Origin of the sequence: Candidatus Leptofilum sp., from assembly GCF_965223285.1 — a bacterium.
Lineage (GTDB): Bacteria > Chloroflexota > Anaerolineae > Promineifilales > Promineifilaceae > Leptofilum.
The window spans coordinates 534400-553421 of record NZ_OZ244997.1; the positions used below are offsets into that span (position 1 = coordinate 534400).

The 19022-nt window shown below is 52.0% G+C and carries 16 protein-coding genes; 12 read left to right on the top strand and 4 right to left on the bottom strand.

The window, feature by feature from the left end; genetic code table 11:
• Nucleotides 1-28: 28 nt before the first annotated feature.
• The 9 genes from ACOQPU_RS02950 (at nucleotide 29) to glpX (ending at nucleotide 13761) form a co-directional block, all read left to right on the top strand.
• On the top strand, nucleotides 29-1336 hold the full coding sequence (locus tag ACOQPU_RS02950; RefSeq protein ID WP_420643639.1) for a gluconeogenesis factor YvcK family protein: 1308 nt from the start codon (nucleotides 29-31) through the stop codon (nucleotides 1334-1336).
• A gap of 98 nt (nucleotides 1337-1434) precedes the next feature.
• Nucleotides 1435-2451, top strand: coding sequence for a type I glyceraldehyde-3-phosphate dehydrogenase (gene gap, locus ACOQPU_RS02955; protein ID WP_420643640.1), 1017 nt, complete (start codon nucleotides 1435-1437; stop codon nucleotides 2449-2451).
• A 54-nt stretch (nucleotides 2452-2505) separates the two neighbouring features.
• The gene (locus ACOQPU_RS02960) at nucleotides 2506-2811 is read left to right on the top strand and encodes a nucleotide pyrophosphohydrolase (RefSeq protein WP_420643641.1); all 306 of its coding nucleotides are present in this window, start codon (nucleotides 2506-2508) and stop codon (nucleotides 2809-2811) included.
• Nucleotides 2808-3467 carry a metallophosphoesterase family protein gene (locus ACOQPU_RS02965; protein ID WP_420643642.1) on the top strand — a complete coding sequence of 220 codons (660 nt, stop codon included), beginning with the start codon at nucleotides 2808-2810 and terminating at the stop codon, nucleotides 3465-3467. The genes ACOQPU_RS02960 and ACOQPU_RS02965 overlap by 4 nt, the downstream gene beginning before the upstream one ends.
• Nucleotides 3468-3676: 209 nt before the next feature.
• Nucleotides 3677-5140, top strand: a complete 1464-nt coding sequence (locus tag ACOQPU_RS02970) for a peptidase MA family metallohydrolase (RefSeq protein ID WP_420643643.1) — start codon at nucleotides 3677-3679, stop codon at nucleotides 5138-5140.
• Complete coding sequence (locus ACOQPU_RS02975; RefSeq protein WP_420643644.1) at nucleotides 5140-7365, top strand: peptide ABC transporter substrate-binding protein; 2226 nt, start codon at nucleotides 5140-5142, stop codon at nucleotides 7363-7365. The genes ACOQPU_RS02970 and ACOQPU_RS02975 overlap by 1 nt, the downstream gene beginning before the upstream one ends.
• On the top strand, nucleotides 7365-10346 hold the full coding sequence (locus ACOQPU_RS02980; RefSeq protein WP_420643645.1) for a tetratricopeptide repeat protein: 2982 nt from the start codon (nucleotides 7365-7367) through the stop codon (nucleotides 10344-10346). Before ACOQPU_RS02975 ends, ACOQPU_RS02980 begins: the two co-directional genes overlap by 1 nt.
• Before the next feature lie 198 nt (nucleotides 10347-10544).
• Nucleotides 10545-12719, top strand: coding sequence for a SulP family inorganic anion transporter (locus ACOQPU_RS02985; protein WP_420643646.1), 2175 nt, complete (start codon nucleotides 10545-10547; stop codon nucleotides 12717-12719).
• A gap of 49 nt (nucleotides 12720-12768) precedes the next feature.
• Nucleotides 12769-13761, top strand: coding sequence for a class II fructose-bisphosphatase (gene glpX / locus ACOQPU_RS02990; protein WP_420643647.1), 993 nt, complete (start codon nucleotides 12769-12771; stop codon nucleotides 13759-13761).
• Here the strand turns inward: glpX and ACOQPU_RS02995 are convergent.
• The gene (locus ACOQPU_RS02995) at nucleotides 13756-14250 is read right to left on the bottom strand and encodes a hypothetical protein (protein ID WP_420643648.1); all 495 of its coding nucleotides are present in this window, start codon (nucleotides 14248-14250) and stop codon (nucleotides 13756-13758) included. The two genes, glpX and ACOQPU_RS02995, sit on opposite strands and share 6 nt — an antisense overlap.
• Before the next feature lie 327 nt (nucleotides 14251-14577).
• Between ACOQPU_RS02995 and ACOQPU_RS03000 the strand changes: the two genes are divergently transcribed.
• Together ACOQPU_RS03000 and ACOQPU_RS03005 are read left to right on the top strand one after the other, a co-directional pair.
• Nucleotides 14578-15663, top strand: coding sequence for a DUF2270 domain-containing protein (locus ACOQPU_RS03000; protein WP_420643649.1), 1086 nt, complete (start codon nucleotides 14578-14580; stop codon nucleotides 15661-15663).
• Nucleotides 15664-15679: 16 nt separating this feature from the next.
• Complete coding sequence (locus tag ACOQPU_RS03005; protein WP_420643650.1) at nucleotides 15680-17008, top strand: TolB family protein; 1329 nt, start codon at nucleotides 15680-15682, stop codon at nucleotides 17006-17008.
• 35 nt (nucleotides 17009-17043) lie between these two features.
• Here the strand turns inward: ACOQPU_RS03005 and ACOQPU_RS03010 are convergent, their stop codons facing one another.
• From ACOQPU_RS03010 to ACOQPU_RS03020, 3 genes are all read right to left on the bottom strand, one after another.
• The gene (locus ACOQPU_RS03010) at nucleotides 17044-17706 is read right to left on the bottom strand and encodes an IS630 family transposase (protein WP_420645803.1); all 663 of its coding nucleotides are present in this window, start codon (nucleotides 17704-17706) and stop codon (nucleotides 17044-17046) included.
• A gap of 11 nt (nucleotides 17707-17717) precedes the next feature.
• Nucleotides 17718-18170, bottom strand: a complete 453-nt coding sequence (locus ACOQPU_RS03015) for a helix-turn-helix domain-containing protein (protein WP_420640814.1) — start codon at nucleotides 18168-18170, stop codon at nucleotides 17718-17720.
• Nucleotides 18171-18235: 65 nt separating this feature from the next.
• Complete coding sequence (locus tag ACOQPU_RS03020) at nucleotides 18236-18424, bottom strand: hypothetical protein (RefSeq protein WP_420643651.1); 189 nt, start codon at nucleotides 18422-18424, stop codon at nucleotides 18236-18238.
• Nucleotides 18425-18486: 62 nt separating this feature from the next.
• Here ACOQPU_RS03020 and ACOQPU_RS03025 point away from each other — a divergent pair, with 62 nt between their 5' ends.
• On the top strand, nucleotides 18487-19020 hold the full coding sequence (locus ACOQPU_RS03025) for a hypothetical protein (RefSeq protein WP_420643652.1): 534 nt from the start codon (nucleotides 18487-18489) through the stop codon (nucleotides 19018-19020).
• Nucleotides 19021-19022 lie beyond the last annotated feature (2 nt).

A 19022-nucleotide genomic window follows, 5' to 3' on the forward strand; every position in this document is an offset into this window, starting at 1 on the left:
CCCACTTCCAACCCGCTAGAATCGCGGTGTGCGAAAAATAGCTCCGTTTAAGCGATTTCTCTTTTTTTCCAGCAGCCGCTGGTTTGTACCCGGTATGGGTTTGAAGCGGTGGTTACTGTTGTTGGGGGTGGGTACGGCCGTTGCCAGCCTCGGCCTCGTCAATCTCCTTTTTTTACTGGAACGGCAAAGCTGGCTCCCTATCTCGGTATACGATTTGCTAACGCTGCAATTTTTGCCTGCGCCGTGGCAGATTGTGCTGCCGCTGCTGCTAGGTGGGATGCTCATTGTTTGGGCCGTACTGCGGCTGGGCCGAGCGTTGACCGCACCGTTTCAAATTCCAGATGACAGCGTGGCCGAGCGCATTTACGAACACAGCCGTCGGCGGCGCGGGCCGAATATTGTGGCCATTGGTGGCGGTACAGGGATGCCGGGTCTGTTGCGTGGCCTCACGGACTATACGCGCAATATCACTGCCATCGTAACAGTGGCGGATGATGGGGGCAGCAGCGGCCGTTTGCGACGGGAGTTTGGCTTGTTACCCCCAGGCGATTTTCGCAACAACATCGCTGCCCTGTCGAGAGATGAGGCGTTGATGACGCAGGTGTTGCAGTACCGCTTTGGCGCAGCTATTGGGGAGAACGGTCATTCGCCGTTGCAGGGCCACGCCTTTGGCAACTTGCTGTTGGCGGCTCTTACGGGCATCACGGGCAGCTTTGACGAGGCGTTGCTGGCAGCAGAGCGGGTGTTGGCGTTGCGAGGAAAGGTGCTGCCTTCCACCCTGGCAGATGTGGCTTTGGCAGCCGATATTTTGTTGCCGGATGGCACCTTTCAGCGGGTGGTAGGGGAGAGCAAGATACCGGAAGTGAACGGCCGTATCCAACAAATCTCCCTACAGCCTAGCAACGTGCGGGCCTATCCTGCCGCACTGCAAGCCATTTTTCAGGCGGATTTAATTGTGATGGGGCCAGGTAGTTTATATACCAGTATTTTGCCCAATTTGCTAGTGCCAGACCTGGTCGAAGCGTTGCTCCATGCCCGCGCACCTAAGATTTATATTTGTAACCTTGCCACACAGCCCGGAGAGACGGATAATTACAGTGTGGCTGATCATGTGGCCACCCTTTTCCAACACATTCCTACTGGCTGCCTGGATTTGGTTATCGCCAACGATAACCTGTCTATCCCCCCAGATCGGGGTGGCGGCAATACAATTTACGTTCAGCTTACCCCACCTGATCATTTGCCGATGGTAACGGCCGATTTGGTAGACGAGGCCAGGCCGTGGCGGCACGACGGCGCAAAACTGGCACAAGCAGTCATGCGTTTGCTATCGTGATACCTGACACCGTTCAGCATGACATTCGACCCTGAACGATGGTTGGTGTCCGAGGTACAATATATTAGTTTTGAAGAATTTCACTAAAGGAGAAATCCATGTCAATTAAGATTGGTATCAACGGATTCGGCCGTATTGGCCGACAAGTTTACAAGGCAATCTACGAAAATTACCAGGGTGTTTTGGATGTAGAGGGCATCAACGATTTGTGGCCCGTAGAGACAAACGCCCACATGCTGAAATATGATTCAACTTACGGCCGTTTCCCCGGCGAAGTTGAAACAAAAGATGGCAGCATCTACGTGAATGGCGAAAAGCTCAACACCTTTGCTGAGCGCGACCCCGCCAAGCTACCCTGGGCCGAACTAGGCGTAGACATTGTGCTGGAATGCACCGGCATCTTCCGTGACCGCGACAGTGCTAGCAAACATCTGGCTGCTGGTGCCAAGAAGGTCATCATCTCGGCTCCCGGTAAAGGGATGGATGCTACTTTTGTGCTGGGCGTAAACGAAGAAACCTACGATCCGGCCAGCCATCACATCATCTCCAACGCAAGCTGCACCACCAACTGTTTGGCACCAGCGGCCAAAGTGCTGCATGAATCGTTTGGCATTGAACATGCCCTCATGACCACCATTCATGCTGTTACCAATGGCCAGGCTATTTTGGACGTGGCCAGCAAAGATTTGCGCCGCGCACGCACCGCCTTTACCAACATCATCCCCACCACCACCGGCGCGGCCAGAGCGGTTGGCCTGGTATTGCCAGATCTGAACGGCAAGATCAACGGTATGGCCATGCGTGTGCCGGTTGTTACGGGATCGGTTACGGACATTACGGCCGTTCTCTCCAAGAACACCACCGTTGAAGAAGTAAACGCTGCCTTCAAAGCCGCTTCTGAGAGCGATGGCTGGTTGGGCAAGGTACTTGACTATACCGAAGATCCAATCGTTTCCAGCGACATCATCGGTCACCCGGCCTCCTCCACCATCGACGGACTGTCCACCGACATGATGGGCGGCAACATGGTGAAAGTTGTTACCTGGTACGACAACGAATGGGGTTACTCGGTACGTTTGGCTGACCTGACTGCCTTCGTGGCTGAAAAACTATAAAATTGTTTTTGCTAGACCTGCCAAGTTTTACAAACCTGGCAGGTCTTTTTACTAATGGAACTGAAAGAGTTAGAAGCCCGGATGCACGAATTTGTGCGCAGCAAGGGCTGGTACGACCCCGATTCTGCAAAACCACAAACCCCTCGAAACCTAGCTGCATCGCTGGCCATAGAAGCGGCCGAAGTGTTGGAGCATTTTCAGTGGCGCGAAACGGCCGCTCAGCCTGAGCAACTAGCGGGCGAATTGGCGGACGTGGCACTTTACCTGTTGCAGTTGGCCAGCATTAGCGACATTGATCTGGAAGAAGCGATTTTGCAAAAATTGGCACAAAACCAGCACCGTGAATGGCCTGATCCATGAAGATTTTGGCGGTCAGCGACCGGGTGATGGAGCAGATTTATTGTGCCGATGTACGCAAAAAGTACCCGGGCATCGATCTGATTGTTGGTTGTGGCGATCTGCCGTTTTACTATTTGGATTTTTTGGTTTCTGCTCTGGATCGGCGGTTGGTGTATGTGCGAGGCAACCATGACAAAGGGCCACAGTATACCGTTGAAGGGCGCATTCTTGAGCAAGTACATGGGGGAGATGATATTCACGGCCGTTCCGTAAAACGTGAAGGGTTGCTGTTAGCCGGTTTGGAGGGCTCAATGCGGTATCGACCCGGCAGGCCGTATATGTATACTGAGGCAGAGATGCGTTACCAGGTGGCCCAACTGCTGCCGCTGCTGCTGAAGAACAAAATTCGACACGGCCGTTTCCTCGACATTCTTGTTACTCATTCCCCACCATTTGGCATTCACGACAAGCCAGATATTCCCCACACGGGCTTCAAAATTATGCGCAATTTGTTGCAATGGGTGAAGCCACGTTTAATGCTCCACGGGCATATCCACATTTACCGTCAGGATACCGTGACGGTTTCAAAGTATGAAGAGACCACAATTGTCAACGTCTATCCATATCGCGTGATAGATTTTAACAATTTGCCAAAACCTGCGGAAAAGCATGGTTAGATACTGACGTTACTCATTGTAAAAGTTGGCCCACTGATCCATAATTTTTTAGCAATTTTATTATCAGCACTGTGCCAACGATGTAAATCACAAAAGAATTTTGATGAAAATTGAGCCGCGAAATTGTGATTTACTCAAGTAAAAGCGGGAGAATGGCTCGGCTTATTTCAGATTACTTCACCGCATTTACACATACAATCGAGTTACCGATGAAATATTATCGAAGCCTGTTTTTCGCTGTACTTAGTTTCATCATTTTTACCGCCGCCTCGCCAGTTGCGGCCCAAAATCCCCCTGAAATCACCATAAATGAAGCCTTGGTTCGTTATCCATTCACGGTGAATTTTCAGCTATTTGCCACGCACGAGGTGGATGTTGAGTCGGTCACGTTAATTTATGGGCTAAACGGCCGTTCTTGCCAGCAAGGCAGCGTGCGTCAACTGGTTAACATGCCAGAAAGCACAACCATCTTTGCCTTTTGGGATTGGCAACTGACCGAAAGTGGCTCATTGCCGCCGGGCGTGACGGTTTGGTGGGAGTGGGAAATTGTGGATGTTGCGGGCAATTTGTTTACGGTGGAGCGCCAAGAGGCCGTTATTGAAGATGACAACCACGATTGGCTGTCAGCGCAGTCAGGCGATGTGACGGTGCACTGGTATCTGGGCGACAATAGTTTCGGGCAATCATTACTGCGCGAAGCAACCGACGGCCTGGAGCGGCTGGAAAATGAACTGGGTTTGCCTGCTATCGAGCCTGTTTCTCTCTGGTTTTACCCCACGGCCGCTGATGTGCGAAAGGTCATTTTTAACGTGCCTGAATGGACGGGTGGGGTTGCTTTCCCTGAGTACAATGCCACAGTTTTGGGGGTAGCTCCTGGTGAATTGGATTGGGCTGGCCGCATTGTCCCACACGAGTTGACCCATTTGGTTGAAGGCATGTTGACGTTTAACTGCCGCGGTGTGCGCCTGCCCACGTGGCTGAGTGAGGGGTTGGCCCGGTTTGCCGAGGGGGAACCAGAACCATCTGAAGTGGCACAGGTGGAATTAGCGTTGCAAAACGGCCGTTTACCCACACTCCGGTCACTATCAGATGGCTTTTCGGCCTTCTCAGACAGTGCTTCTGAAGCGTACACCCAAAGCGGGCAGGTGGTGAAATATCTCATTGACACCTATGGCCCCAAGCCGATGAATGAGCTGCTGCTAGCGATGCAGGTGGGACAATCTGCGGATGAGGCGTTACTGGCAATTTACGGCCTGGATACCAATGGGGTGGATGCGGCTTGGCGAACGGCCGTTGGTTTTGCGCCTACGCCCACATCAGCAGCGGATGCCATCTCATTGCAAGCAACCCCGACGCAAATTGCCACGGTGGCTCTAGGCGGCGTGCCAATGCTGGATACACCCACGCCGTTGCCCAGCGAAACGCCATTACCCACAGAAACGTACACACCTGCACCCCCGACCACTGAGACGCCAACCGCCACAGAAACGGCCGTTCCTGCTGACGAAATCACCCAACTGACTACCCCAGGGCCAACTGCTATAGCACCTCCTGCTGCCATTGAACCAGATGAGAGCCTGCCAAGCTGGATTTGGTGGGGGGGCGGTACGGCCGTTCTACTATTGGGCGTTGCTGCGCTATTTTTCCGTACACGCAAACAAAGAGGTTCCTAATGCGAACAAGAAAACCTATTTTGCTGCTCCTATTGTTGATGACTCTGGTTGCCTGCCAAACCGAACCCGGCCCAGCGCGACAAGTTGCACAGTGGGTACCCGACGCGCCAGAGGCGTACAGGTTTGCCGAGACGCCAACCCCAATCCCCAACCCAACAGGGGCACCGATTCCAACGCTGGAACCAACCCCAACGGCCGTCACCGATCTCATCATCCCCACCCGTGCCGCAACGGCCGTGCCAGACGGCGTGTACGTGCGGGAGCGGGATGGCCTCCAGCTCATTTACCCGACGTCATGGATCGTTGAAGCCGAGCTAGACACCATCGTCGCCTTTCGTGATCCAGGCTTCAATTTGGTAGTGACTATTGATTATGATTTGGCCGATGAATACGACTCTTTTGAAGCGTTGCGAGATGATATTTTGGGCGAACTTGGGGAAGAGCTTGGCCTAGATGGCGTTCAAATCATTTCTGAACAAGAGGCTACTTTTGCGGGTGATATCCCAGCCCAGCGCGCCATTTTTAGCGGCGAGGATGCCAATGGTCAACCTATTGGGCTGTATCTAGCTTACGCATTCATTGATGAGCGGTATTTCCTTTTGTCTGCTTTTGGCTCGCCAGAGAATGTGAATGCTCGTCTAACCACCCTGGATGCCATTCTGGAACAGGTTTCACCAGACAACACCACCCTTTATGGCCTCAATCGCGAAGAGACATTAATTCTGCTGGGGGGCGATCCATTTTTGCCGTCCCTAGACCCAGCTAGAACAACTGGCTCAGCCGCCGGGTACGTGGGGTTGCTGTACAGCGGGCTGGTGCGGCTCACCCCTGACCTGCAAATTGTGCCCGATCTGGCTGAACGATGGGATGTCTCGGAGGACGGCACCGTCTACACTTTTACCTTGCGCGAGGGATTGACCTTTGCCGATGGACGGCCGTTAACCGCCGTTGACGTGAAGTACAGTTGGGAACGTGCTACCAACCCGCTCACTGAATCCCGAACGGCCGCTACCTACCTGGGGGACATTGTGGGTGTGCCAGACCGTTTAGCAGGAAGCTCACACGTTATTTCTGGACTGGAAGTGATAGATGACACCACATTGGTTGTTACCCTGGACGGTCCCAAACCATACTTTTTGGCCAAACTCACTTACCCAACCTCCTACATTGTAGACAGACGTCTGGTACATACGCGCGATCTGGATGATTGGGCCTTGAAGCCAAACGGCAGTGGCCCGTATTCTTTGCTGGAATACCGGGAGGGCGAAGTGATGATTTTTGTCCGCAACCCGGAATACCATACCCCCCCAGCCGTGGCCAATGTGCTGTACTATCTGGATTTTGTAGACCCGTTGACCTTGTTCAAATCTGGCACGGTAGACCAAATCTTTTTGGGATCATTGGAAGCACAAGATGTCAGACGGCCGTCTAACCCACTCAATGCCCAGCTAGTTTCCGGCACCTCCATGTGTACCAGTTTGATACAGATGAACAATAGCCTGGCACCGTTCGACGATGTACAGGTACGCCGTGCCTTTGCCCTGGCCGTAGATAAAGACGCCTACAACAACATCATTGCAGATGGCCTAGATGTGCGTGCCGACACGATTTTGCCGCCAGCGATGCCCGGTTACTCACTCAGTTTGGCCCAGGCGCAAGCGGATTTACACGCCAATGCAGAATTGGCAGTGGCGGCTTTGGCAGCTTCCAGCTATGCAGATGCGCTGCCCCCTGTCGTCTTAAGCGTGGCAGGCAGCAGCAGCCAGGAGCGGGACGATTTGAACGCTATGATTCAAAATTGGCGTGAGATTTTGGGGGCAGAAGTGACCATTGAGTATGTGCCACCAACCAACTTCACCAACAGCCTACGCCAAAATGAAAGCCACATGGCTGCCTATGGCTGGTGTGCCGATTACCCTGATCCGCAAAACTTTTTAGACATTTTGTATCACAGCGAAAGCGATTTTAACGTGGCCAATTTTGACGACCCGGAGATAGATGCCCTGCTAGAGCAGGCGCGGGTAGAGCTGGATGTGGCCACACGCTTGGCACTCTACCAATCCATCGAAACGCGGCTGATAGACGAGGCCGTTGCCATCCCTATGTTGCATGGCGTTACGGATGTGCTGGTAACAGACCGCGTTGAAGGGTACGTGTTGGCTCCCATCGGGGCCAACTTTGTACCCTATGTTTCCCTGAATGCCGAAGCCGGGGAGGGTGAATAATGGAAAATTTACCAGGAACAACACCTGTTTTGAGCGAACCCGCACCAAAACGCCGCCGCCGCTGGCTGTGGGCGTTGCCGCTGGTTTTGATTTTGGGTCTGCTGAGTGGCGCATTCGCGCTGCGGCAGCTTGAAACCCGCCATTGGGAGGCAGGGCAAGCGGCCGTTGCTGCCGGTGAGTGGGAAACGGCCGTTACCGAATTTAGCGACATTATTCACCAGTGGCCACCCTTTTTGCGTCAGTTTACGGCCGAAGCCACTGCCCTGCGCGGTTTGGCTTACTTTCAGCAGCAAAAGCAGCTAGCCGCCTTGCCAGATTTTGATGCCGCTCTGCTGCTAGACCCCAATCAGGTAGACATTATCGCTTATCGCGCCATCATTCATTACGATGCTGGCGATTGGGAGCCAGCAATGGCAGACACAGAGGCTGCGCTTGCCCAACCGGAGCTGGTGCCAGACCATCTGCTGGCGCGGCTAAACGCCAGGCTAGCCCTGCTGCCAGAGGAGTTGGTGGCAGATGAGGATCGGCAAACGGCCGTTGCCGCCGCCCTGGAACTTGCCAACTACCTACCAGAAGATACCGTGGCTGAGTTGTACACCATGCAAGCAGAATACAGCTTTGCTGCCCCGGAGCCAGACCATACCTTAACGGCCATCAATCAGGCACTTATGTTGGATGCGGAGTTGACGCGCACACAACAAGGTCGTTTGTTGCCAGAAAAAGCGCATTTGCTGGCAGCTGCGGGCCGCTGGCCAGACGCGCTAGCCACCATCGCAGAAGCGTTGCGCCTGCGAAACTTCTTTGACGAGCCAACCCAGGCTGGCCTGTACAATTTGCGCGGGCAAATTTATTTTGCTCAGGGAGATTGGGAGAAAGCAATCATCGAGGCCGAAGCTGCGCTGGAACTGGATGATTCTTTGGCCTGGCCGCAAGCCGCGCTGGCGTGGCAAGCGTACCGCTTGGCTGACTTTGAGACGGCTCAAGCGAAGGCCGATGCCGCCTTGGCCATTGACGATTCAATTGGGTTGGCCTACACGGTGCAGGGGGCGTTGCTTACCTGGCAAGGGGACGTTCACGGTGCGTTAGAGATGCTGGAAATGGCCCTAAGGCACAATCCAGAAGATGTGGAAACATTGGCGTTGCAAGTTTACAATTTCCGTGAAATTGGTGACAAAGGTGCAATTGTGGCGGCGGCAGAAACGGCCGTTGCTGCCCAGCCAAATGCCCCCGCCACCAAATGGGCGGAAGCGATGGCCGCAGCTGAGAATAATGATCCGTCGCTCGCCTTCGCCCTGATGAACCAGGCCATTGCCCTGGATAACGGCCGTCCTGAATTTTACTTCTATCGCGCTCTGTACTACCCATATGAAGGGGATTGGGAAAAATCCATTGCTGATTTGGAAACAAGCCTGGACCTGAATCCTGAATTTGGTCCAGCAATCGTCGGTTTGGCCTACGCTCGTGCGGATCAATATGATTTTACCGATTTGGAGCTTGTTCGGCAGGAGCTGTTGGAAAAATGGCCGGATTGGTATGCTGCTCATATCTTGTCTGGCTTGTATTATGAGCAAGTTGTTCAGGACAATGATTTGGCATTGGCGGCGTACACTCAGGCGATTGAGCTGCTGCCGGAGCGGTCGCGCAATTATGCGGCTCGTGGCTATCTCTATTTGTCTATTCATCAGTTTGAGCAGGCCGAAGCTGATTTTGAAGCGGCGTTAGAACGGGATGACGAAAACGGCCTGGCTCTTGCCGGCCTGGCTGAAATTGCGGAAGAAAATAACGATTCAGACCTGCAATTGGATTATTTGTCTCAAGCGGTTGAGGTGTCTGGGAACGGCCGTGGTGCCCGCTTGGATTTAGCCTACTATTACCTGCTTACCGCCAATGAAACTGAAAAGGCATGGGAAATCGCCAACCAACTCATTGCCGAAGATGAAACAGATGCCCCGGCGCACCTGATCAAAGCGATTGTGCATACCATTGAAGGAAACAACCGGCAGGCACTCATTGTGATAGACGAAGTGCTGGACTTAAACCCCTACCTGGTGTTGGCGTACTTTATTAAGTCAGACGCGTTGCTGAACTCAGAGAGATACGTGGAAGCCGCCAGGGCTGCCGAAAAGGTTTGGGAACTAGAGCCAGATGCATACCATGTTCATCAGCAACTTTTCTATATTGCCCTTAGAGACGGTGATTTGGCCGAGGCCGAGCGGCAATATCACTTGTGGCTGGGGAACCAGCCAGAGTACGACATTGATTACGCCGTGCAAGCCAACATGGAGCTAAATCTTGGCAAGTTTGATGAAGCGCTTGATTCGTTTAATGCTGCGCTGGCTGAGAATCCAGATGATGAAACTTTGCTAATTGGTCGGGCTTTTACCCATTTGAATTTGGAAGATAGTGAAGGGTATAAAGCAGATTTTGAGCAAATTCTGGAGATTGGCACCGTCATTGAGTTCATTAGCGATGCAGAATATTGGCTGGCGGTGGATGATGGGCTGTTGGTCGCCGTGGATGGCTTGGCGACCTATACGGACGAGGCGGCAGGCTTCCAAATTTCTTACCCGGCAGAGTGGGAACGGCCGTTGCTTGGCCCAGATGAAGAATACCTGTTTATTGCCTTTGGAGAGATGCCAGACGGCATTCAGAGCATCAACATTTTTGTTGTTGAAGGGGCTGGCGGGTTAGCGATTAACGATATTGCTATCATTGTCAGAGAGAATGTGAATCAATCAAACGAGATTGTGATGCTGGACAGCGAAATCGGGGAGATAGATGGCTTGCCCGCCTTTATTTTTGACTACGAATTGACCGTTCAGGATGGTTTGGGTGTGGAAAGAGTGCTGCTTGGTCGGCAGCATATTGTGCTTGTAAACGGTGCCGCCTGGTTCATCACTGTGGAATCTAACGAAGATTTGTTTGAATCCAGTCTGCCAATTTACGAACAGATTATTGATTCTCTCCATTTTTTGGAATAGGTGTGTAACCGACCAAATGTTTCTCACAAAGAAATCGGAGTTTTGGGACGTGTCCATCGTAATGGTCACATTATTGAACATCCCGATTTCTACAGATTGCTTCCTCAAAAAAATGATGCCGATTTTGGCTTGACGGCCGTTTTCTGGCGGCGTACACTCTTTAGCGAAGAGACTCATCTAGTATGAAGGAGCTGAAGCATGTTCGCCAAGCTGGGATCGCAGTTTAACCTCCAGCAAACAGTAGCACCAGCCGTCCGGTTTTTACGAAGACCTGCCGTTCTCTTTCGCACCTACGATCGCAGCAATTTACGCCCAGACCTCACCGCCGGATTAACCGTCACGGTCATTTTACTGCCCCAAGCCATCGCCTTTGCCCTCATTGCCGAATTACCGCCACAAATGGGTATTTACTCTGCCATTCTGGGCGCGATAGTCGGTGGTCTGTGGGGGTCCTCCAACCAAATTCATACTGGCCCAACCAATGCAATCTCGCTGCTGGTATTTAGCTCGCTGGCGGCTGTGGTTGCCCCAGGCAGTATGCAATTTGCCATTGCGGCTGGCGTCATGGCGGTGATGGCGGGGCTTTTTCAACTGCTTATGGGGCTGTTTCGCCTGGGTATGTTGGTGAACTTTGTGTCACATTCTGTCATTGTGGGGTTTGCCAGCGGCGCGGGGGTGCTCATTGCTATTAAGCAGGTTAGCCCGCTGCTGGGATTATCTTTTGAAAGCCACAATGTTGCCGAGACGCTGGTGGGCATTGCCGCCAACTTGTCAAATTCCCACACGCAAACGGCCGTTATTGGCTTGGGCACCATGTTGCTCATTGTTATCTTGCGGCGCATCAACAACCGCCTGCCTGCGGCCCTCATCACCATGATGATTGCTTCGCTGGTTGTATTTTTACTGCGACTGGATGAGGCCGGGGTGCGGGTCATTGGTCAGTTACCAACCAGTTTTCCGCCGCTCGCCGATTTGCCCCTCTTCAACCTTGAAGTCATTTCCCAACTTTCCACCGGGGCGTTGGCAGTTGCCGCAATTGGTTTAGTCGAAACCACAGCCATTGCGCGCTCTGTGTCAGCACAGACAGGGCAGCGGCTGGACAGCAATCAGGAGTTTGTGGGGCAGGGGATGGCCAACATTTTCATGGGGCTGTTTTCTGGATATCCGGGGGCAGGATCGTTTTCACGAACGGCCGTAAACTTTAAAGCGGGTGCCAAATCATCAATGGCGGCGGTCTTCTCTGGCATTTTCATGATCATCGCCTTGTTTACCCTGGCACCATTGGCCGCTTACCTCCCCACGGCAGCCCTGGCTGGTGTCTTAATCATTACCGCCTACGGCATGGTCGACAAGGGAGAGATTGCCCGCATTTGGCGCAGCCACCCCGGCGACGCCTCCATTATGGTAACCACCCTTGTAGGAACTTTGTTTCTGGAAATTGAATTTGCCGTCCTCCTAGGCATCATCCTCTCGCTCGGTTTGTACATCTGGCGCACCAGCACCCCGCGAATTCAGCCAGTTTTGCCAGACGATACATTCAGCCATTTTATCTATCGGCCAGAACAATCGCCTTGCCCTCAATTAGCCATCATCGAGGTATATGGTGATTTGTACTTTGGGGCAGTCAATTACGTAGAAGAGTTCATCACAGATTATGCCGATGCTCACCCAGAGCAGCGTTATTTGCTGCTGCGTCTGGATCATGTGAATACTTGCGACTTCAGCGGCATTCATATGCTGGAAACTCTGGTGAAAATGTACCGGGATCAGGGTGGAGACGTGTTTATGGCCGGGACAAATTACCGAGTTAAGCAGATGATGCTTTCTTCTGAGTTCGACTCGTTTTTGGGTGAAAATAACATCCTGGATGAAGATGAAGCGATTGGCAAGATTTTTTACCAGAATCTAGACCCGGCCATTTGCATTTATGAATGTCCCATTCGCGCATTCCGGGAGTGCCAAAATCTGCCCAAGCGGATTGATTTGGCTGGTATTCCGCTGATGGATGAAATCGCCTCTGAACACATCATGTTTGTAGAACCGTTACATCTCTGGCAGCAGTTACACCCAGCCAGTAGCGGCAATGGGGCAGCGGCAAATACGGCCGTTCCTCACGTAGTCGATGTGCGCGAACCGCGTGAATATCGGCAAGGGCATATTGCTGAAGCTCAGTTGATCCCCTTGCCCACCCTGTTGTCAACCGATGTTAAGCTCCCTGCCGATAAACAAATTGTACTAGTGTGTCGCAGCGGCCGTCGCAGCCGTCGTGCCGCCGCTGCGCTGCAAAATATCGGCTGTATGAATGTGCAAGTTTTGCAGGGCGGCATGTTGGCGTGGAATTCGGCGGGCTTGTTAGAAGCAGTTGATTTTTAAGCAACCCCCGGATTTCATTGAGTGATTAGCTAAAATTGGTGAAAAACATATGCACGAAACAGTAGCCCAACAGTTTGATGAACAGCTATCTCGCAATATTGGTTTGGATTTGGTTCGCGTTACCGAAACGGCCGCTTTGGCGGCGGGACATTGGGTGGGGTCAGGCGATTTCGACAATGCCCATCGGGCAGCAACGCGGGCTATGGCCGATGCCCTAAACACGCTGGAAATGGACGGCCGTGTCATCGTCGGCGAGGAAAGGCGGTTGGGTGAAGATTCTCCACTGTGCAGCGGCCAAAGAGTTGGCACCGGTTCTGGGCCAGAAGTTGACGTTTTGGTAGACCCAATTGACGGCACAAACCGACTCATTCACGGCAAACCAGGCTCTATTTCCGTGGTAGGCATTGCCCCGCGCGGCACCATTTGGTCACCTGTTCCGGCTCGCTATATGGAAAAGATCATCACCGACCAAAATGCAGCCGAGGCACTGGTGCCGCAATGTATGGATGCGCCAGCGGCCTGGACGCTGGCCCTCATTGCCCGACACAAAAAAAAGTCAGTGCGTGATTTGAGCGTGATTGTTTTGGAACGGCCGCGTAATCAAGATTTAATCAACGAAATTCGGGAATGTGGTGCGCGCGTGTTGCTGCGAGGAGATGGGGATGCAGAAGGTGCGCTTTTGGCGGCAACCAAAGAAGCAGATGTTGATCTGCTGATGGGCATTGGCGGCACATCGCAGGGCGCGTTGGCCGCTTGCGCCGTGAAAGCATCCGGCGGTGCCATGTTGGCCAGGCTCCGCCCTCAGGATGCGACTGAACGGAGCAAAATTCAGGAAGTTGGTCTTGATGTGGATCGCATACTAACCTGCTCTGAACTGGTAAACAGCAACCAAATCTTTTTTGCAGCGACGAGCATAACCGGCAGCCCCATGCTACGCTCGATGCAGTTTTGGGGCAACTATGCCTCTACCCACTCCTTGCTCATTCGCTCAGAGACCGGGACGCGCCGCTTTATTCATGCCGAGCACGGCACCCACTTATAATTCAACTGACGGTTTGGTTGGGGGAGACGGCCGTATCCCATAAGATTGCAGCGTCTCCGGGTGAAACAGCCAGGCCAGCCCCAGCAGCGGCTGGAGCAGCGGGAAAAAGCCATAATCAATGCCAAACAGCCGCCAAACCGTGCTGCCAATCAGTTCAGGATTGATCAAACTTACTGTACCCACCACCAGCGTCATCAACGTCTCAAAGCCCAGCACAGATACAGACAGCCACCATGCCCAGCGACGGCGGTAGGCAAAACCAATTGTGGCCGTCAGGTAGCAAAGTGCAGCCACTGCGCTGAGGGCTGGCCCCGTATAATTTGTGACCCCTTCCTTCAAAAATAGTTGGTAAACCGAGCGAAATCCTGTGGAAAGTGCCAAAACTGGATACGAGATCGCCAAAATTGTGCCTGCCCGCCGAATAAATGGCGAACGCACATCTTGCGGTAAATCAGAACTTGTAGTTGGTTCAACTGTAGAATTGTCCATGCGCCCAATTTTAGCACGAAGGAATGTTTTTTACTTTTATGCAAACCACAGAAAATATCTTGAAAAACGATGAGCGATTGCCCTGTGGTTTGCTCAAGTAAAAGCCAAAATTGCGCTCAACCTAATTCAAGATACTTTACATACTGCATTGTTTCATAAAACACTTTAACATCAACCTCCGGGAGGTTTGGTCTGCGGCCTTACAAATTAGCGAAACCTCCCGGAGGATCATTCAAACAACTTATGAAACAATGCAATACGTTGGCATTGGATTAAAATTTGTGAGCTTTGGATCGCCAGAGCAGTATATTACTTAGTGAGGAAGCTATGGAGCAATCAACTGATAAAGACGCATCTGGGTTTGCGTACCCACCGCCACCTGATGATACGGACTTGGAACACGTTTGGGAATTTGCTGGCCAGCATCTGGATAGCGGGAATTTTACCAACGCCATGATTCATTTTTATCGTGGCGAAATGACGCGCTCCAATGTCTGGCGTCAGCGGCTAGACGCAACAACCAATTGGGCGGTTATTACCACAGGTGCTGCCCTCACCTTTGTATTTAGCGACCCAATACACACAGCCTCAATTTTGTTGATAGATTCACTATTTGTCCTGCTCTTTTTATTTATAGAAGCACGACGGTATCGGTATTATGAATTGTGGACAAATCGGGTCCGCTTGATGGAAAAGAACTTTTTTGTTGGGTTGCTTTCACCGCCCTTTATGCCTCATGCAGATTGGGCCGACAAGATTACTGAAAGCCTCAACAACCCCCGTTTTCCTATTGGTCTTTTGGAGGCATTAGGTTGCCGTTACCGACGCAATTATGCACCCATTTTCCTTATTTTAGCGGGAAGCTGGATTGGCAAGATTTATATGCACCCTGTTTCGGTAGATAGTTTGGAACAGTTTGTGACCCGTTCTGCTATGGGGCCATTGCCGGGTTGGTTGGTGCTTACTGTTGGCTTTATTTTTAATGGTTCCTTGATTGCTCTGGGTTTGTTTACCGTTGGCTTGCAGGAAACGCAGGGAGAGGTTTTATCTTCTACAGCCCCGCGTTGGCGCAACTTTTTGTACCGACTGCGCCACATCACCTGGGACACTTTTGAAACCGAACTGCCTCGGCTGGCTCGTTTTGACACGCGCAAACAACTTGCCTATATCATTTCTGACAAGATGGATGTGGTGAGCCAGGTACTCATGAAGGAGTTGGGTAGAGGTGTGACGCTAATCAATGCCACAGGGATGTACACAGGGAAAGAGCATGGGGTGCTTATGTGTGCCCTGGAATCGCGCCAAAAAGCGGCGTTAAAACGTTTGGTGGCTCAGACAGACCCCGATGCCTTTGTCATCTTGACACCGGCTGAGGATGTGCGCGGCGGGGGCTTTCGACCATTAGAAACCTGATTTTTGAGGAAACCTTATGTCTGAATTTGATCCCAGAAATGAACCTTGGGTAGCGATGCCCGAAAAACAACGCCCCAGTGGCTGCCGCATTGTGCTGACGCTTATTGTGGTTTTGGCTTTGCTGATGATGTCGGCGAGTGGGGCTATTTGGTACTTTTTCTTTCGGGATCAGCTGCAGCCGGATGAGATTGAAGCCCCCATTGTGGAAGCAACGGCCGTTCCTCCTGAAACCACCGAAGCAGAAGAAGCTGAGGCGACACCCAGCGAGGTAGAGGCTGTCGCAACAGTAGATAACGAGACGGACAGCGTGAACCGCATCGTGTACGTTACGGATAGAGGGCAGGTTGTGGCCGTTGCCCCCGATGGCAGCGATGAGCGGCAGCTCACCACAGGTTCGCTGCGCTTTAAGTTCCCGGCCTGGTCGCCAGACGGCCGTTCCGTAGCGGCAATTGGCGTGAACCGGGGTGGGGCAGGGCTGTTTGTGCTAACGGATGAAGGGGAACCCACCTCTACGCCAGAACCGCTGTATGCAGATCGAGAACAAGGTCCATTTTACCTGTACTGGTCCCCAGACAGCAGCCAGGTCAGTTTTTTGGCCAGCCATCCAGATGGCATGGGGCTGCATCTGGTGCAGGCAGATGGTTCTGCTGAGAGCCGCCTGCTCACCATTGGTGGCCCGCTTTACTGGCAATGGACGGCCAACAGTGAGCAAATCCTCATCCACAGCGGTTTTTCTGGCGAGGCATCCCGACTGGAGCTAATTTCTGCAGAGGGTGATGGCACCGGCGACCCGATTGCGGCACCGGGCTTTTTCCAGGCTCCAGGCATTTCGGCAGACGGCCGTTACCTGGCGTATGCCGAAGTTATGACGGGCAACAGTAGTTTGGTGGTGATCGACACTGAATCTGAAGCAATTGTGCAAGAGCGGCATGCCGGTTTGGTGGCAATGGCGTGGAGTCCCACCGCCGACCAGCTTGCTTTTACCAATGGTACCGATCCAGACAGTACCAGCTTTGTGGGACCACTGCGCTTGCTGGATGCCGCCACGGGTGAGGTCGCCTTAATTAGCAATGAACCCATTTTGGCCTTTTTCTGGTCGCCAGACGGCCGTTATCTGGCAGTGATTAGCGCGTCTCGCAGTGGCGATGGGGACATCAACGCCTCGCTATTTGGCAAAGAAGGAATGGGCAAGCCAAATCAGCAGCAAAACTTGCCCCAATTACGCTTGCTCGTTTATGATGTACTCACGGATGAAGGGCGGGTCTTATTCAATTTTGTGCCCACATTTACATTTGCCACACAATTCTTGCCGTTTTTTGATCAGTACGCGCTTAGTGCTTTGTAAACAAAGTATATTTAGAAATATAAGGCGTTAACAAATTACTGAACGTTAACAATTGGATAAAGTCGCTTCAGTTTAATGCGAGCATCAGTGCAAGTAAATTGCCAATCAACACCCACTTGGCGTTTATTGCGTTGTGTTTCCCAAGCTGCTACTTGGTTGCGAACTTCGTCAATATCCACCTTCCGTCGCTTCAATGCCTGACGACGTAAAACAGATAATTCACATTCAGCAATATTGAGCCAACTGCCATGCTCTGGTGTGTAATGCCATTCAAGTTTGTCCGCAATCCGGCGTGCTTCTGCTGGTTCATACCGTTCATATAAAGAAGCGATATGGTGAATGTTCAAGTTATCCACAACCAAGACAATCGTCTCTGCATCAGGATAAACCTCGTCGACTAATGATTTCAACACCTGTGCAAATTCAATCTTGCGGCGTTGTGGATAAATCCATGTTTTGCGAAATCCGGCTAATGGTTCGACGGCCAGAAAAAGGGAACACTTCCCATGTCGTTGGTACTCATAGTCTTCTCGAACGGGTTGTCCTGGTTGCAGCGGAATTTCACCTCTTGGTGTTGACCGCAACGCTTTTTGAATTTCATCCAGGCAAACCATCGGCCGTTTCGGGTCGTAGGGTCGTTCATAAACGGAGAGGACATCTTCCATTTTGGCGACAAAGCGTGCCCCAGGTTTGGGCAGACACCACGATTTTACTTGCCAAGGCTTGAGTTCATTTTTTTTAGCTTATTTCCTATGGCGGTGTGACTAATCTCATCAACCACCTCTAGTTTTACCAGCCCATCAGCCAATAATCTCAGTGTCCACCGGTCATACCCCTCTGGTGGTTCGCTGCATGTCAAGGCAATCAGTTGTGCTTCTACATCTCCAGTCATTTTTGTCACCGGCCGCCCTGATCGTGGTTGGTCGTACAACGCTCTGTCCACACCACTTTCAAAGTAACGTCGTTTGATTTGGCTGACAGTAACATTGGATAGCATGGTTGCTTCTGCGACTTGAGCCAAGGTTCTCTTCTCCCCTTCGCTGCGGTTGAGTAGAAGCAACACCCTTGCCCGACTGATCACCCTTGCTTTGTGTTCACCCGACTTTATCAATTGTTCAAGTTCAGTTTTTTCATTTTGTGGAAGTTTTATATGTTTTGCCATTCCACAAGTTTATTCGATAACTATGTTTACTAACAAATTTGCTTTACAGAGCACTTAGTCATCGTTTATGGGCACCAGATAGCAATGCGTTCGTGCTGCCGATGATAGAAGACGGCCGTAACCAAATCTTCATCGTCAACGTTGAGAGCGGCCAAAAACGGTTCTTGGCCGAAGGCGTGATGCCCTTTTGGAGTCCCCGCTGAATTTACAAGGTACGTCGTACGCCACAGCGCACTATTGTCAATGAAAATCAACAGAATCTCTCAATTCTCTGTGGTCTCTGTGGCAAAATCATTTGCAGAGGAGTAACCCACGCATGAAAAATGGCAACGCTTTTCGCACCTTTACCGATGAAGCCCAGCAATATTTATCGGGCCTGAAAGTGGTAATCTACTATGCGGAACCCCTCCCCTCCAGCACAGACGAGCGGCTGCGGTTGATTGTTGACCGATTTTTGCGGGGAACGGCCGTAGAGCAGGAACAGTTTCAACTTACGCTGGCGCAGGAGCATCGCTCCTTGTTTGGTATTTTTGGGCATCGGGCTGCCACGCTAGCCGTGCGGCAGAACAGCCAGGCATGGCTCTTGGCGGGTATAGTCGGTGCCGTCATTGCCAACTACGTTATCTCCCCAAAGCGAAATGTGGATGTGAGCCTGGCCGTGTACCATCATTGCGCCCGTAAGATTGGCTATGCTCCTGCAGAGTTATTTGCGGAGGCCGCCCGTTTTGCCCAGCCTGCCCTGGCAGAAAAGCTGCACAGCTTCGGCCACCGGGCCAACATCAACCTGAAACAGTTTGGTTGGCACGAACAGAAAACACCAGAAGGTGTCCGGTATAAATTTTCTTGGTAAGA

Excerpts from the sequence above, each read along its gene's own strand:
- gap (WP_420643640.1), top strand. The coding sequence starts at position 1,435 with ATGTCAATTAAGATTGGTATCAACGGATTCGGCCGTATTGGCCGACAA.
- ACOQPU_RS02960 (WP_420643641.1), top strand. The coding sequence starts at position 2,506 with ATGGAACTGAAAGAGTTAGAAGCCCGGATGCACGAATTTGTGCGCAGC.
- ACOQPU_RS02965 (WP_420643642.1), top strand. The coding sequence starts at position 2,808 with ATGAAGATTTTGGCGGTCAGCGACCGGGTGATGGAGCAGATTTATTGT.
- ACOQPU_RS02970 (WP_420643643.1), top strand. The coding sequence starts at position 3,677 with ATGAAATATTATCGAAGCCTGTTTTTCGCTGTACTTAGTTTCATCATT.
- ACOQPU_RS02975 (WP_420643644.1), top strand. The coding sequence starts at position 5,140 with ATGCGAACAAGAAAACCTATTTTGCTGCTCCTATTGTTGATGACTCTG.
- ACOQPU_RS02980 (WP_420643645.1), top strand. The coding sequence starts at position 7,365 with ATGGAAAATTTACCAGGAACAACACCTGTTTTGAGCGAACCCGCACCA.
- ACOQPU_RS02985 (WP_420643646.1), top strand. The coding sequence starts at position 10,545 with ATGTTCGCCAAGCTGGGATCGCAGTTTAACCTCCAGCAAACAGTAGCA.
- glpX (WP_420643647.1), top strand. The coding sequence starts at position 12,769 with ATGCACGAAACAGTAGCCCAACAGTTTGATGAACAGCTATCTCGCAAT.
- ACOQPU_RS02995 (WP_420643648.1), bottom strand. The coding sequence starts at position 14,250 with ATGGACAATTCTACAGTTGAACCAACTACAAGTTCTGATTTACCGCAA.
- ACOQPU_RS03000 (WP_420643649.1), top strand. The coding sequence starts at position 14,578 with ATGGAGCAATCAACTGATAAAGACGCATCTGGGTTTGCGTACCCACCG.
- ACOQPU_RS03005 (WP_420643650.1), top strand. The coding sequence starts at position 15,680 with ATGTCTGAATTTGATCCCAGAAATGAACCTTGGGTAGCGATGCCCGAA.
- ACOQPU_RS03015 (WP_420640814.1), bottom strand. The coding sequence starts at position 18,170 with ATGGCAAAACATATAAAACTTCCACAAAATGAAAAAACTGAACTTGAA.
- ACOQPU_RS03025 (WP_420643652.1), top strand. The coding sequence starts at position 18,487 with ATGAAAAATGGCAACGCTTTTCGCACCTTTACCGATGAAGCCCAGCAA.